The organism is Paenibacillus sp. J22P143 (assembly GCF_059692035.1).
This window is the reverse complement of record NZ_JCAUAQ010000025.1, coordinates 36,180-49,728: the sequence shown is the minus strand read 5'-3', so window position 1 is coordinate 49,728 and position 13,549 is coordinate 36,180. Positions and strand designations below refer to the sequence as shown.

General features: G+C 46.4%; 15 protein-coding genes. 10 read left to right on the top strand and 5 right to left on the bottom strand.

Annotated elements, in window-relative coordinates; genetic code table 11:
• Positions 1 to 4 precede the first annotated feature (4 nt).
• From AC58PQ_RS24140 to AC58PQ_RS24120, 5 genes are all read left to right on the top strand, one after another.
• Entirely contained in the window at positions 5 to 148 is a 144-nt protein-coding gene (locus AC58PQ_RS24140; RefSeq protein ID WP_497246121.1) for a hypothetical protein, read from the top strand.
• Positions 149 to 295: 147 nt separating this feature from the next.
• Complete coding sequence (locus AC58PQ_RS24135; RefSeq protein WP_497246119.1) at positions 296 to 703, top strand: rhodanese-like domain-containing protein; 408 nt, start codon at positions 296 to 298, stop codon at positions 701 to 703.
• The gene (locus AC58PQ_RS24130; protein WP_497246117.1) at positions 682 to 1,959 is read left to right on the top strand and encodes an MFS transporter; all 1,278 of its coding nucleotides are present in this window, start codon (positions 682 to 684) and stop codon (positions 1,957 to 1,959) included. The genes AC58PQ_RS24135 and AC58PQ_RS24130 overlap by 22 nt, the downstream gene beginning before the upstream one ends.
• Before the next feature lie 148 nt (positions 1,960 to 2,107).
• Positions 2,108 to 2,359, top strand: a complete 252-nt coding sequence (locus AC58PQ_RS24125) for a helix-turn-helix domain-containing protein (protein ID WP_497246115.1) — start codon at positions 2,108 to 2,110, stop codon at positions 2,357 to 2,359.
• Positions 2,360 to 2,488: 129 nt separating this feature from the next.
• Positions 2,489 to 2,929, top strand: coding sequence for a hypothetical protein (locus tag AC58PQ_RS24120; RefSeq protein ID WP_497246113.1), 441 nt, complete (start codon positions 2,489 to 2,491; stop codon positions 2,927 to 2,929).
• Positions 2,930 to 2,978: 49 nt separating this feature from the next.
• On the opposite strand, the gene AC58PQ_RS24115 is transcribed toward AC58PQ_RS24120, so the two are convergent.
• Both AC58PQ_RS24115 and AC58PQ_RS24110 read right to left on the bottom strand, forming a co-directional pair.
• Positions 2,979 to 4,799, bottom strand: coding sequence for an MSCRAMM family protein (locus AC58PQ_RS24115; RefSeq protein WP_497246111.1), 1,821 nt, complete (start codon positions 4,797 to 4,799; stop codon positions 2,979 to 2,981).
• A 146-nt stretch (positions 4,800 to 4,945) separates the two neighbouring features.
• A complete protein-coding gene (locus AC58PQ_RS24110) occupies positions 4,946 to 7,144 on the bottom strand; it encodes a YhgE/Pip family protein (RefSeq protein ID WP_497246109.1) in 2,199 nt (732 codons plus the stop codon).
• 198 nt (positions 7,145 to 7,342) lie between these two features.
• On the opposite strand from AC58PQ_RS24110, the gene AC58PQ_RS24105 reads away from it, so the two are divergent.
• The 3 genes from AC58PQ_RS24105 (at position 7,343) to AC58PQ_RS24095 (ending at position 9,557) form a co-directional block, all read left to right on the top strand.
• Positions 7,343 to 8,233, top strand: a complete 891-nt coding sequence (locus AC58PQ_RS24105) for a LysR family transcriptional regulator (protein WP_497246107.1) — start codon at positions 7,343 to 7,345, stop codon at positions 8,231 to 8,233.
• A 111-nt stretch (positions 8,234 to 8,344) separates the two neighbouring features.
• A complete protein-coding gene (locus tag AC58PQ_RS24100) occupies positions 8,345 to 8,644 on the top strand; it encodes a helix-turn-helix domain-containing protein (RefSeq protein WP_497246105.1) in 300 nt (99 codons plus the stop codon).
• Positions 8,645 to 8,696: 52 nt separating this feature from the next.
• Positions 8,697 to 9,557 carry a PhzF family phenazine biosynthesis protein gene (locus AC58PQ_RS24095; protein WP_497246103.1) on the top strand — a complete coding sequence of 287 codons (861 nt, stop codon included), beginning with the start codon at positions 8,697 to 8,699 and terminating at the stop codon, positions 9,555 to 9,557.
• A 66-nt stretch (positions 9,558 to 9,623) separates the two neighbouring features.
• On the opposite strand, the gene AC58PQ_RS24090 is transcribed toward AC58PQ_RS24095, so the two are convergent.
• Genes AC58PQ_RS24090 through AC58PQ_RS24080 form a run of 3 tightly spaced genes read right to left on the bottom strand, consistent with a single transcriptional unit; the run spans position 9,624 to position 11,306 of the window.
• Positions 9,624 to 10,604: an NAD(P)-dependent alcohol dehydrogenase gene (locus AC58PQ_RS24090; RefSeq protein ID WP_497246101.1), complete on the bottom strand. Its 981-nt coding sequence runs from the start codon at positions 10,602 to 10,604 to the stop codon at positions 9,624 to 9,626.
• A 32-nt stretch (positions 10,605 to 10,636) separates the two neighbouring features.
• A complete protein-coding gene (locus tag AC58PQ_RS24085) occupies positions 10,637 to 10,858 on the bottom strand; it encodes a helix-turn-helix transcriptional regulator (protein WP_497246099.1) in 222 nt (73 codons plus the stop codon).
• Position 10,859: 1 nt separating this feature from the next.
• Positions 10,860 to 11,306, bottom strand: coding sequence for a hypothetical protein (locus AC58PQ_RS24080; protein WP_497246097.1), 447 nt, complete (start codon positions 11,304 to 11,306; stop codon positions 10,860 to 10,862).
• Positions 11,307 to 11,483: 177 nt separating this feature from the next.
• Here AC58PQ_RS24080 and AC58PQ_RS24075 point away from each other — a divergent pair, with 177 nt between their 5' ends.
• Entirely contained in the window at positions 11,484 to 13,055 is a 1,572-nt protein-coding gene (locus AC58PQ_RS24075) for an ABC-F family ATP-binding cassette domain-containing protein (RefSeq protein WP_497246095.1), read from the top strand.
• A complete protein-coding gene (locus AC58PQ_RS24070) occupies positions 13,048 to 13,395 on the top strand; it encodes a VOC family protein (RefSeq protein ID WP_497246195.1) in 348 nt (115 codons plus the stop codon). Before AC58PQ_RS24075 ends, AC58PQ_RS24070 begins: the two co-directional genes overlap by 8 nt.
• Positions 13,396 to 13,549: the final 154 nt, after the last annotated feature.

Here is a 13,549-nt window from a genome sequence, read left to right as displayed (position 1 = left end):
CTTTATGTGGATACACAAAGAGGCCGGGATACACTGGGCCTCAGAGAAGCGCTTTGAAAACGTGAAGCTGTATAGTGGAAGCTGGAGCGAATGGATCTCGTGGGAAGATAACCCGATTGCGGCTGGGGAAGGTTGTACACTTCTTTAAGCTTAACAACCATTGTTTCTCAAAAGATACATATTGATTTAGTCAACATACTGAAAATTGAATAGGGAAAATCAACGAAGAATCAACAATGTGAATTTGAAAATTAATCGAATTAAAAAGTATCATTGTTAGAGAATAGAGTTAAAGATGGATATAGCGATACTAAATGTCTTGTTTGCATTGTGGCGCGTTAGCGAGAGTCAACTTGCGGACGTCGCGCGGATAAAACAAGAATTTATGCAGGGGTATGAGGATGTACAGTCGATATCATTGGAGGAAACGATGACGGAAATGAAAGCCGGAGCGATCATCCTACTCGATGTTAGACCGCGGGATGAATATGAGGCGGGTCATCTTGCTGGGGCCATCTCCGTTCCGATGGATGAGTTGGAAACGTATCTCCACCATCTGCCTAGGCCTGCCCAAGTAGTGGTCTATTGCAGAGGTCCCTACTGCATCAGTTCGACAGAAACCGTTGCCAAGTTGCAACGGGAGGGGATCACGGCATACAAGTTGGAGGGGGGAGAGCATGAATGGCTGAAGGCAGCGAATTGATTAAAGAATATATTCATTCTCAGGAAAAACAGCAGCAGCTTTATCGCAGAACCTTAATGGTTGTGATCATAGCTCAACTATTTGGTGGAGCAGGGCTCGCTGCAGGCGTGACGGTTGGCGCATTGCTTGCTCAAGATATGCTCGGGACGGATAGCTTAGCTGGTCTCCCTGCAGCGTTATTGACGCTCGGTGCTGCATCGTCTGCACTGCTAGTTGGACGGTTATCGGGGCGCTTCGGCCGCCGTATAGGCTTAACTGCAGGCTTCCTTGCCGGAGGTGTTGGGGCGATTGGAGTCGTATTCGCAGCTATTGCGGAGAACCTTCCGCTTTTGTTTGCATCGATGCTGATTTACGGCGCCGGCACCTCGACGAACCTGCAAGCGCGTTATGCAGGAACTGACTTAGCGAGGCCTAAGCAGCGGGCAAGAGCCATCAGCATGGCTATGGTATTCACGACGTTTGGTGCCGTTGCGGGGCCGAACTTGGTGGGGGTCATGGGACGATTCGCGACATCTGTCGGCGCCCCTGCGCTGGCGGGCCCGTTTATGCTCGGGGCTGCGGCATTTGTTCTGGCGGGCTTGGTATTATGGGTAATGCTCCGCCCAGATCCCTATCTCGTGGTTAAAGCGATCGCCGAAGCACAAGAAGCGAATCCGTCTACAGGAACGGTTTCTGCGAATCCTTTGGTACCAGCTAGCCGTAACCGAGGAATTATCATCGGCACAACCGTGATGGTCCTAACGCAGATCGTGATGGTCGCAATCATGACGATGACGCCAATCCATATGAAACATCACGGACATGGGTTGAGCGCCGTCGGCATGGTGATCGGCATTCATATCGCGGCGATGTTTCTGCCTTCCTTGGTAACGGGGATACTCGTGGACAAGTTCGGGCGTACGTTTATGTCCTGCGTAGCGGGGGTTACGCTGCTGTTGGCGGGACTGCTTGCCGCATGGGCACCAGCCGATTCGATGGCCTGGCTCATCGTCGCTCTGGCGTTGCTTGGATTGGGCTGGAATTTCGGTCTGATCAGCGGAACTGCGCAGATCATCGATGCGACATCCCCAGCAACGCGTGCTAAGACACAAGGAAACGTTGATGTGTTGGTATCGTTGGCGGGAGCATCGGGTGGGGCTTTGTCAGGTATGGTCGTCGCCCATTCCAGCTTTGCCATTCTCTCACTATCGGGAGGCTTCCTATCCCTGTTGCTGATCCCGGTTATGATTTGGTCGCGTCGAGGGATAGGTCGATAATGGCCAGTTTTTTCACCAAGTAGCAACAACAAGACCCACCAAAAGCATCGCACTTCCATGCATGCTATTGGTGGTTTTTTCGCTGCGAATAAAAGCCGCTAACCTTGGCGAGGCTGTGGGTAGCATCTTTTGAAAGGGGGATTAGCAAATGAAATATGAACTTGGACGATGCATGTTACAAGAGCGATTAGATGAATACGGAATGGCTAGAGAAGAACTAACCCGTGCTTTGTTTTATAAGCCGGAGCGATTAGTCGACTATATGGAAAATAAGAGAATCATGCCCTTGAAAGTAGCCATTTCCATCGCGGATACCATCGGTTGTCAGGTGAGCGACTTGTACGAATTGATTGCGGTAGGTGCTGGTCCTACTTGTGTTGAGGATCTAGAAGTTCAGTAACGGCTGCTTTGTCAGAAATGATTTCCTGAAATTAACAATATTAAAATGATTACAAGCATTACGATTTACAATGTCGTTATACAATAATGGGATCACCGCAGGAATGAGAAGGGACAGTGAAGCCAGGCGATGCTGAAAGCCTTACTCGTGGTTGTCATCTTGTATTTCGCCCAGAGAAGCTTGGCTCTAGAACCTGCTGACCTGATAACTTTTTTAACGCACGCAGACTATCGGTTTTACATGTCTATGATTCTTTTTGCTATATTCTTAATGCTACAAGCGAGTATTTGGGTATTCATTGTCAATGCCGTAGGAGCTAGTGCGGGTAATAGCGCCAAACTGGGTTTACTGTCTGGTCTGCATATTTTTATTAACTCGCAATTCGCTAAGTATATACCAGGTGGCTTCTGGAACTATGCGGGCCGTATCGTGCTTGCCACTAAGGCGGGTATAAGTGCTCGCACAGACGTTCGATCAATACGTGGAAGAGCTGTGCGCAAGCCCACGGGTGGACAGGAAGCTAATCAGAAAACGAGCACACATGAAGCAGGATATGCGATAGGAGATTGAACATAGAAAAGCCCACTCTCAGTAAAATGGAGAGTGGGCTTTTCTAATACTACAAAGGAGGGACTGGATAAACATTGATTATGCCAGAAGAGGTTTCGATGGTTTTCGCAGTCTGACTAATAAATTGAACGGACCGGCTGGGTAAGGTTAATTGACTAATATAGATATTTTCAGCCACATAAATGGTTGACACTCTTTCATCGTTAAGCGCATTTTGTAATCCCGACCACTCATTAACAAACGCAGTAAGATTACCCGTTCCTTCAGAGACGAAGTAGTTTTGTTGCGATACTCTTTTAATAAATCCTTCAAATCCTCCTAGACCACTTACCATAACTTTATCTGGGAAGCTGCGAAGTGCTGTTTTGAGATTCGACTCGCTATTGCCAACTGTATACATAAAATCGCCGAATCGTACACTCGGATATGGTTGTGCATATTCAACTGTAAAACCTGGCGCAGTCAGTTTAATGTTGGGACTAGACACGGAGAGTCGTACGCTCCGATTGAATACGTATGGGTTGGTTAGATGTATATCATTGAGCAGTAAAATAAAAGGAATGGTTGGATTAGCCAAAGCTAATAGTAGTTCGCCTTCAGTCTGAACAGCAACACCGTGATCCAAATAATAATAAGCGGGATTCGAATTTTGCCCTTTATTAACAAAATACGATGGTATCTGTTGCGAAATATAACCTTCTTTCTCAAAAGTAAGTGTGTAGACTGCATTTGCAGGGATATTGCTAAATCGGTAATCACCATTAGCATCCGATATGACCGTTTGTACATAACTGCCGGTATTAGCCCTCAGTGTCACATTCACATTAGGTATCACCGGGTAACCCAAATCATAATCACTATCTTTAAGATTACCAGTTATTATTCCTACGGGTTGGAACTCAAGTGTTCCCATACTATTCGTATTGGGTGTAACCGTAAATGCGATTAGCGGCAGTACAGGCTGATAGTCTACAATAGCCAACTCTTGTATCGTATATCCCACAGGCAGGCAATAAAATGTGAATATACCCTCCCAATTTGTATAGGCTGTGTAGGTTGTTCCAGGTATATTAACTTGGGCATATGGTATGGGCCCGCCAGTCGAGGACTGTGCATAGCCTTGAACATTAGCTGTTTGTTGAGCAAGGCTTACCGAGACTGGCTGGGTCCCACTTTGCAGGACAGTCACCGATATATCTTGCCCCATATAATTCGCCGCTGAAATCTGAAGGGTATAGCTGCCTACTGGCAGGTTATTAATTGTAAAATCGCCAACTGCATTTGTATATTCAAATATTTCCGTACCTTTGACATGAATTTTTACGTTTCCTATGCCGCTTCCAATAATAGACGCAACATTGCCTGAAATACTTCCCGTCAACTGCGAAGGGATTTTCCTCAAAATTAAATTACCCAAATGACGTGTGTCCCCAGCCAACATATTAAAAACTTCCGAAGTAGCCGGGGTGTAGCCATCCTTCTCAACATGAACCGCCGTCTGATAGGTAATAGGGCCATCTATGAATTGAAATTGACCGTTAGCATCCGTCTCCGTGGACAAAATAGTTCCGTCAATCGTAACCATAGCGCCAACAACCGCCGCCCCCGTCTCATCAATGACAATGCCTGTAACTGTTCCTAGAATGGCACTCTGGATGTTAGGTTTAATTTGGCTTAATAGGCTTTGAATATCGGCTTTACTGAAGGTGCTATTCCCAGTAATGGAGCTTGCACCGTGATTAATGGCGTTCACCACATCCTCAATATCAACGCCATTCGTGTCTTGATCGAGTGTATAGCTGGCAAAAACCGATGTCGGTAACGTGGTTGCCAGTAAACAAATACTTATAAAAACCTTTAACTTTCGCATATGTATCTCTCTCCTACTAAGGTCATCTTTAGATAGGTAAATCGTAACATATATCGGGAGTTTTTTGTTGGTTTTTGTCGTTTTTCATTAAAAAAAGGGCAAGAAAGCCACCGATATTGGTGGCATCTAGCCCTTTTTATTTATAATCACACTGTAACAGGCATCAACTGCTCATGCTCGTCATCGTTGATTTCTTTCTTTTTACGAGAGAGAAAGTAAGCACTTGTTAGGATCACGGAAGCTACTAGGTAAATACTTAAGTAGCCTACTTGATGCCACATTTCAGCGTACTGACCGCTGGAAATGACATATCTGAACCCTTGAATCGCATAGGTCATGGGCAGCCAAGGATGAATGGCTTGCGCCCAGTTCGGCAGCAGCTCCAGCGGATACGTCCCCGCGCTTGAAGCCAACTGGAGAATCATCAGCAAGAGAACAACGAATCGACCTGGTTGATCAAGCCATGTGACCAGCATTTGAATGATCAGCATGAAGGTTAAGCCGACGACGAAGGTGAAGACATAGAACAAGGGAATACTCTGCACTTTCAAGTCTAAGACATAGGTAAGGACGGTCGTTGCAATTAAAGCTTGGAACGTACTCATCAGACTAAAGGTTAAAAGCTTGCTAACAAACAATCGAAAGCCTCGTGCACCGGGGGTAAAAGTGCTTCGTGCTGCATAGATGGTCGTGAAAACGAGTGAGCCTGCGAATAGAGCCATCGAAATGAAATAAGGGGCAATGCCATTCGCATAGATCGCAACCTTTCGGTCGTCATTTGCAGTTATTTTCACGGGCTCTGCCAGCATGCTAATCGTTTTGTCGTCCGCTTTGACGGCTGCAGTCTGCTTCGCGGCATCGTTCAATTTCGCAGCCAGTTGGCTGCTGCCATCAACTAACTTCAGTGCGCCTGCATCCAGCGCAGTCGCACCCTCATTCAGCTGCGCGGCGCCACTGGCTACTTTATGAATGCCTGCAGTCATTTGCGTCATGCCACTGGCCAAATCTCCAGCCCCGGTGCTGAGCCCCGCGGCGCCGGTTTGCAGCTTGGTGCCGCCAGCGGTTAGCTGCGGCATTTTCGAATTGAACGTGTGCAAGCCATCAGCCAGCTGCTGCTCACCCGTTTGTAGCTGAGTAGCACCAGCGACTAATTGCTGTTGTCCGTCACGGAGCTTCTCAGCTCCAGTTGCTAGCTTATCCGTGCCGGAAGCCACGGCCTGACCTCCCGTGAGAAGCTTCTTCTCGGCGTCGTGTAGCTTTTTGTTTCCTTCAGCGACCTGTTTACTGGCTGCGAGGAGCTTAGTTACTGTCTCAGAAGAAGCTAAATCCGGATGCGCCGCGACGAACGCCTCAAGACCTGAAGCAAGCCGCGTGGAGCCGTCTTCCAATTTCTCACTAGCGTTTACGGCTGATGTAAGACCTTCTACTAATTGTGCGCTGCCTTTAGAAGAGGAAACAAGGCCAGAGGCCAATTGATCCGCTCCTGTGTGGGAGGCTTGCAACCCCGAAACTAAGGAGGAGGTGCCTGCTAAGGTTTTCTGAGCACCTTGTTCCAACTGTGCGCCTGCATCTTGCAATTGGCTCGCTCCGCTCGATAGGGCAGCAGCACCCTTGCTGACCTCCAAAGCGCCTGAGCTGAGCCCCGTGGCTCCTTTTTGCAGCAAACCAGCATTGTCGTCGAGTTGCTTAGTACCGTCCGCAAGGGTGACTAAATTGGTTTTTACTTGATGAATCCCGTCACTTAAGGATTTGGTGCCAGCGCTAAGTTCAGAGGCACCTTTGCCAGCTTCACTGAGCCCGTTCGAAATGGTTTCGAACTCGGACAGAATACTTGTAGAGTAGGCCTCCGTGAGTGTTTTGGACAGCTTATTTTTCAATTCTTTCGTCGCGCTTTCCCCAATCTGACCGGCCACAAAATTGTAGTAGCTATTGGATTCGAAAATGATTTCCGCCTGCTTCGGATTGGTACTCGTAATCGAAGCTGCATCTGCTGAGAATGAAGCGGGCACGGTAATCGTGGCATAATAATGGTTATTTCTCATACCCTGAGCGGCGTCTTCTGCACTCATAAAGCCCCAGGAGAAGCTTTCGTTTTTGCGCAGCTCGTCCATAAACTCATTGCCTATATTTCGTGATTCTCCTTCAAATGCGGCGCCTTGATCGAGATTGACGACAGCGATAGGCAGTTTCTCGAGTTGACCGTAGGGATCCCATGTTCCTTTTAGTAAGAATCCGCTATATAGAATTGGGACTAATGCAACAGCGATGAATGTGATGATCATCATAGGGTTCTTAATAAAGCGGCGAAATTCACCTGCGAATACGTGTAAAATGTTTTTTTTCAATTGCAATGCTCCTTTACTTGTGACAATCGTCGTTAATGATGTTCCCTTTTTCCGAACAATTATTCGAAAGATGTATGGTGCCACCTAGGAAGGATTCGACAAGGTTCAAGAATGTTACTGTATAATACCACTGGTAACTGATAAAATATATTTAAGATTAATTTATATTAGTAAACAAAAAGTTAAGGATGATTGCAATTGAACATCATACAACTCCAGTATTTCATTGATTCAGCCGAGTCTGGTTCATTTACAGAAACGGCCAAAAAACATGGCATTACCGTTCCAGCCGTCAGTCAATCCATTAGTCAGCTAGAGAATGAATTAGAAGCTACGCTTTTTACCCGTTCCAAAAAAGGCATTGCTCTTACACAGGATGGGTTTAAGGCTATGAAATATGCACGTACCATTGTAACCAACATCCGAAATATGAGAAATGAGCTCTCCAAGTCCAATCCAATCAATACAGGGAATATCGTCATTGCTACGATACCTGGCATGGTTTCATTGGTCACAAACTCAACGATTACCTTTATGGGGATTTACCCTCATATTAATGTTCAACTTCTGGAGGGCGATAATACAGCGGTGATGAATCAGGTCATGAAAGGGGAAGCGGATATGGGGTTCGTCTCCTTGTCGCGTGAGAGTCAGGACGAAGCGTTTACTTGGGAGCCTGTGATTCGCGGGGAGGCTGTCATTGTTGTGAATAAACAATCACCTTTGCGATTTTTAACAGCCATAACAGGTTCTGAATTACATAATGAAGTATTCGTTATTTATAAAGACGCTTATATTGAGAAGATTGCAGCGGAGTTGATTTCCGGAGATACAGGGAACCGAATTGCGTTGACGACTAATAATACGGAAGCCATCATGCAAATGGTTAGCCGCGGCAATGCCATTACCATCGCGACGGATTACATTGTGACTACCATGCCGGAGAAGTTCAAGAGCGAGGTCGTCACGATTCCGATCGGGAAATATAGGAAGTACCCCAATTACTTGTGGCGGATCACGAAGAAGGACGTGGAGGTATCTGCGATTATTAAGGAGTATACGCAGCATTTGTATGCGAATTTGGAGTGAAGGGGGAAAGGGATAGCGATTTGATTGTTCGAATTATAACATATACGTTATAATCGATGAGGGAAACAAAGAACTAAGAGAGGAATGATCTAAATTAAAACATGGGATGAAATGTTTCAAGAGATGGATCCGGAAAATCAAGAAGAAATTGAGGTCATTCGGGAACGGGCGGCTATGGTTACGGAACTAATTGCAATTCGTGAACATAAAGGATGGACGCAAGACGATCTCGCTCGTAAGGTGGGTATGAAGCAATCGGCGATTGCCCGTTTCGAGGGTGGTTCTACAATGCCGCGGATGGACACTGTCTTAAAGATAGCTAGAGCCTTGGGGGTTAAAATGACATTTATGCCCCTCAGTGCGGGTATGGAAGAGGCGGCAGCTATAGTTAATTTGGAGGCATATGCTTAGTTAATATAAAGGGGATTTGATGAAATTCACTCTAAACAGGGAGGGCATTAGTATGGCGTTGACAATTTACGTAGTGGATGCTTTCACTGGAACTGCTTTCAAAGGCAACCCGGCCGCAGTTTGTTTAACTTCTGAACCTCTTGATGATGTTCACATGCAAAACATAGCTGCCGAAATGAATCTATCGGAGACGGCTTTCTTGTTCCCGCAGGACGCTGGGTACTCCCTTCGATGGTTTACTCCAGACGCAGAGGTTGACTTGTGTGGTCATGCTACATTAGCAAGCGCACATATGCTGTGGGGAACAAATATTTTAGCGCAGGATAAGACTGCGAATTTCTATACGAAAAGTGGACTTCTCACCGCGGTGAAGCAAGGTTCATGGATTCAATTAAATTTCCCTGCGGAACCCGTCAACGAAAGTGAATATCCTAAAGAATTAATTGAAGCATTACATATCGAGCCTATATTTGTTGGACGAAATAGATTTGATTATTTCATTGAAGTGGAATCCGAAGACATCGTCAAAAACTTAATGCCTAATTTCTACGTATTGAAAACAATAAACGCAAGAGGAATCATTATCACAAGCAGATCGAATGAATATGACTTTGTATCTAGATGCTTTTTCCCGGCAGTGGGGGTCAATGAAGATCCTGTAACCGGATCCGCCCACTGTGGTCTTGGTCCCTATTGGGGGAGGAAATTAAATAAAACGGAAATGGTCGCTTACCAGGCTTCTGAACGAGGTGGTTATCTTAAAATTAGTCTTTATAAAGACAGAGTATTAATGGCGGGTCAAGCAGTGACCATAATGAAGAGTGAGTTTTTAGTTGATTACAAGGAATCAGGTATCTCTGATCTCATGAGCATTAGAGGTACGATATCAGATGAACGTGCACAAGAGTGGTAAAAGGAAAATGAAGGAATGAAAAGCAGTGACTGAGGTAAGTAGTAACCTTAGCCATTGCTTTTTCTTTTACTTCTCCGCGCGCCCCTCAAAAGTAATAACCACATTCCCCTTCTTACGCCCTGTCTCCACATACCTGTGAGCCTCGGCCATCTGCTCCAACGGGTAGCGACGATCGATCACTGCTCTTATCTCTCCCATCTCAAAAAGCTCCGCGAGAAATACGAGATTTTCTTTCTTTTGCTGCAAGCCCGAAGCTGTGAACTTGGCTTTTTTGCCGCTGGATCTGGACGTCAGTAGCATGTTAAGCATAATCCCTAGCGTTGGAACCGTGGAGAGATAGACGCCTTGTGCAGTCAGCGATCCTTTACATTGTGAGAATGAACGCTTGCCTACCGCGTCGAAAATCACATCATAGGTCTGACCGTTTTTGGTGAAATCCGCTTGGGTATAATCAATGACACGATCAGCCCCTAGAGATTTCACTAGCCCCACGTTCATGGAACTACAAACCCCCGTGACCTCTGCCCCGAAGTACTTCGCGAGTTGTACTGCATAAGCCCCTACGGAACCGGAAGCTCCGTTGATCAATACCTTCTGACCGCGCTGCAGGCTTGCAGTATCTCTAAGAAATATTCTTGCGGTTAAAGCCCCGTCACAGAGACCCGCAGCCTCCTCATAGCTCGCATTAGCAGGAAGGAGAGCCAATGTGCCAGCTTCTGGCAGACAAGCGTACTCCCCATAGGCACCGAATGTAATCGGACTTATTGCGGAAACACGGTCACCAGGTCGGAAGGACGTTACGCTTTTGCCCACTGCATCAACCTCTCCAGCCAACTCCACACCTAGTATCGGATGCTTCGGCTTGCGCAGACCATACATCAAGCGGATGATAAAAGGGTCAGCCTTACGAAAAGCACAGTCCGAAGGTGTGACGATGGCTGCATGTAGTTTAATCCGTACTTCATTATCCTTAGGCGTCGGCGTTACTACCTCTTTGAGCTGAAGAACCTCGGGTGTTCCGTACTTTGCACATACAATCGCTCTCATAAGAATCCCTCCGGAATTGAGATTGGCCTTTCTCACACCTGTTCATCCTCAATAAAGAAAACATCTTCCAACGGTAATTGGAAGACACGAGCAATGCGAAAAGCCAATTCCAGTGAAGGGGAGTATTTGCCTTGTTCGAGGGCGACGATGGTTTGCCTTGTTACCCCGACTTTATCCGCCAACTGCTGTTGAGTCATTTCATCTTGATTAAAACGTAATTTCCGTATGTGATTGCTGATCAAACTTTTGCCCATCTTAAACTCCTTTCCGATAATGGTAGAGCTGTGTGGATACACCGGCTAACTCTGATAGAAATCCTGAAAAAATAAAAATGATAAACATGATAGAGGGTGACATATCCATGACAATGGATCCCATGGCGAGAAGAAAGCCAATGATGAACACATAGTGAGAAGTTCTAGTGGCTTTCAAATGAATTAGCTTGTCGAGCTCATCAGAGAAAGAAGGCTCCACTTCTTTGGACATTATGCGATTGAGGATGGTGAAGACAATGGAGATGATGATTTTGGCTATAATGGATATAGGAATTAAGATGAAGATAGCTAAGGCCCAATAGCGGAAGATTTCCGTTGGGTCCATGCTCGTATCCGGAGCCTTTTGAAATACATACAAACAATAGAAACCGAAAATCAACAAAGTGCTTATGAATGAGACGATATGCTTTTTCTCCTGATAGGACATTCTCCATGCCTCCTGTATAATTGGTTATTTTTACCTTTAGTAAAATATTACATACATAATGTAACTTACACTATACATGAAGTCAACTGTACATTACACCATTTAGCGAAATAAAATGCCTTTAACCCAAACATGATATAATCAGCCTAGAACTGATGCAGGACAAAGGGGATAGCTATGAGCGTAATTCGTTTAGAGAACGTCACGAAGAAATATGAAGATACGATGATCTTCCGCGATATTTATTTTAAGGTGAGCCAAGGTGAGCGTATCGGCCTAATTGGACGGAACGGTGCCGGGAAATCGACGGTTTTTAGACTGATCATGGGTAAGGAAGAGCCGACGTCAGGCAAAGTAGAGATAGATCCGCAGGTTAAAATAGGGTACTTCTCGCAATTCTCGGAAATGACCGGAAGCTTGTCGGTTCAGCAAGAGCTAGAAATGTGCTTCGAGCAGGTTGCGCTTATTGAACGCGAGTTGCAGGAAGTTGGAGAAAAGCTTGGTATCGTCACCGATGATGGGGAAATGGATAAGCTGTTGACGAGGCAGGCAGAGCTATTTGAGCAAATGGAGCATTTGGACGGATGGAATGTATCCGTTGAGATTAACACGGTGCTTACGAAGCTAGGCTTCAATGAGCGGTCGCGTCATCAGCCAATTGATGAGTTATCCGGTGGTTGGAGAAACCGTGCCGCGCTGGCCAAAATGCTCATCGAGCTACCTGATGTTGTCCTGTTGGATGAGCCGACCAACTACTTGGATATTGAAGGGATCGCTTGGTTGGAGCAGTGGCTCTATCGGTTCAAAGGCGCAATGATTCTCATATCCCATGACCGAGAATTCATCGATAAAGTAGTCACGCAGGTGATCGAGATCGAAAACTATCGTTTTCAGGACTATGAAGGCAATTACACCGACTATATCCGTAAAAAGAAGATGCGCAAAAAGGAGCTCGACCGCCAATTTGAGTGGGAAGAAGAGCTGCTCCTCATGGAATCGGAAGCCATCGATAGCCGCGCCAGCAAGAAAACGTCCAAGGACCGTCTCTCACGTCAGCTAGCCGATAACAAAAAGCGGATAGAACCGCACCCCGTCAACGTGCTGATCACGGATATTTATGAGCGTCTGCGGTTTCCTGACAAGCTGTGCGAGGTGAAGGGGATCGGGCAGACCTACGAGGATCGGACCATTTTTCAGAACGTCAGCTTCGATATTCAAAAGGAAGACCGCCTAGTCATCGTGGGCCCGAACGGAAGCGGGAAATCCACGCTCATTAAGGTGCTTACGGGACAGGAGAAGCCGGAGTCCGGCGAGGTCACCTGGGAGAAAGGCGTCAGCTACGCCTATTTTAACCGGATGTGGGAGGAACTTAATCCGAAGGATACCGTCAGTCATGCTGTGAATACGTATGGCCTGGGACTGGACGCCCCGCGGAAAAAGGTCAACAAATTCCTAGCCATGCTGCAATTCTCAGAGATGGATCTCAGCAAGTTTATCGGCAACTTATCTGGCGGTCAAAAAGCGCGTGTCGCGCTAGCCAAATGCCTACTCTCCGGCGCGGCGGTTATCATCTTGGATGAGCCGACGAATCATCTCGATCTCATGAGTATTCAAGTCATGGAGCAGGCTTTGATTCATTTCCCTGGTGCTGTGATTACGGTCAGCCATGATCGCTTCTTCATCGATAAAATCGGCACGAAAATGCTGACGTTCGATCCGGCGACGGGGGTAAGCGAGCAGAATTTATAATTCGGAGGGATCGCATGATGAAGCGGATTATGTCGAATTTGAAAATAGCGGCGTACGTCTAGCGATTTGTTCGAATCCTCTGATGGCTGATAATACGAATGATCATCCTTCGTTTAAGGAAGAGCGTAGAGGGCAAGCCTTTGAGTTCAATTTTCAATGTGATTCACCGGAAGAAGTGAGCGCTCTTTATCAGGAATACGTCTCCAAAGGAGCTACCCCGATTACAGAGCCGAAGCCCAAGTCATGGGGGCACACGACATGTTTCTTTGCTGACCCGGATGGGAATATTCATTCGCTGTTTGCGGTCAATCCTGCATCAACGCAGGAGACGTCCTCATAAACAAAGGACAGCCCCTTCACAATTGAACGGGCTGTCCGTATATCTATGGCTTACTTAAACGTTCAAGGGCTTTGTCATTCTTCGAGTCCCACCCGGTCTACAACTTTATTTTCTTCGTACAATAAGCCGCAATCACAACGGCCAGAAAAGCCAA

Excerpts from the sequence above, each read along its gene's own strand:
- AC58PQ_RS24125 (WP_497246115.1), top strand. The coding sequence starts at position 2,108 with ATGAAATATGAACTTGGACGATGCATGTTACAAGAGCGATTAGATGAA.
- AC58PQ_RS24130 (WP_497246117.1), top strand. The coding sequence starts at position 682 with ATGGCTGAAGGCAGCGAATTGATTAAAGAATATATTCATTCTCAGGAA.
- AC58PQ_RS24085 (WP_497246099.1), bottom strand. The coding sequence starts at position 10,858 with ATGGGCAAAAGTTTGATCAGCAATCACATACGGAAATTACGTTTTAAT.
- AC58PQ_RS24100 (WP_497246105.1), top strand. The coding sequence starts at position 8,345 with ATGTTTCAAGAGATGGATCCGGAAAATCAAGAAGAAATTGAGGTCATT.
- AC58PQ_RS24095 (WP_497246103.1), top strand. The coding sequence starts at position 8,697 with ATGGCGTTGACAATTTACGTAGTGGATGCTTTCACTGGAACTGCTTTC.
- AC58PQ_RS24090 (WP_497246101.1), bottom strand. The coding sequence starts at position 10,604 with ATGAGAGCGATTGTATGTGCAAAGTACGGAACACCCGAGGTTCTTCAG.
- AC58PQ_RS24120 (WP_497246113.1), top strand. The coding sequence starts at position 2,489 with ATGCTGAAAGCCTTACTCGTGGTTGTCATCTTGTATTTCGCCCAGAGA.
- AC58PQ_RS24115 (WP_497246111.1), bottom strand. The coding sequence starts at position 4,799 with ATGCGAAAGTTAAAGGTTTTTATAAGTATTTGTTTACTGGCAACCACG.
- AC58PQ_RS24080 (WP_497246097.1), bottom strand. The coding sequence starts at position 11,306 with ATGTCCTATCAGGAGAAAAAGCATATCGTCTCATTCATAAGCACTTTG.
- AC58PQ_RS24135 (WP_497246119.1), top strand. The coding sequence starts at position 296 with ATGGATATAGCGATACTAAATGTCTTGTTTGCATTGTGGCGCGTTAGC.
- AC58PQ_RS24075 (WP_497246095.1), top strand. The coding sequence starts at position 11,484 with ATGAGCGTAATTCGTTTAGAGAACGTCACGAAGAAATATGAAGATACG.
- AC58PQ_RS24140 (WP_497246121.1), top strand. The coding sequence starts at position 5 with ATGTGGATACACAAAGAGGCCGGGATACACTGGGCCTCAGAGAAGCGC.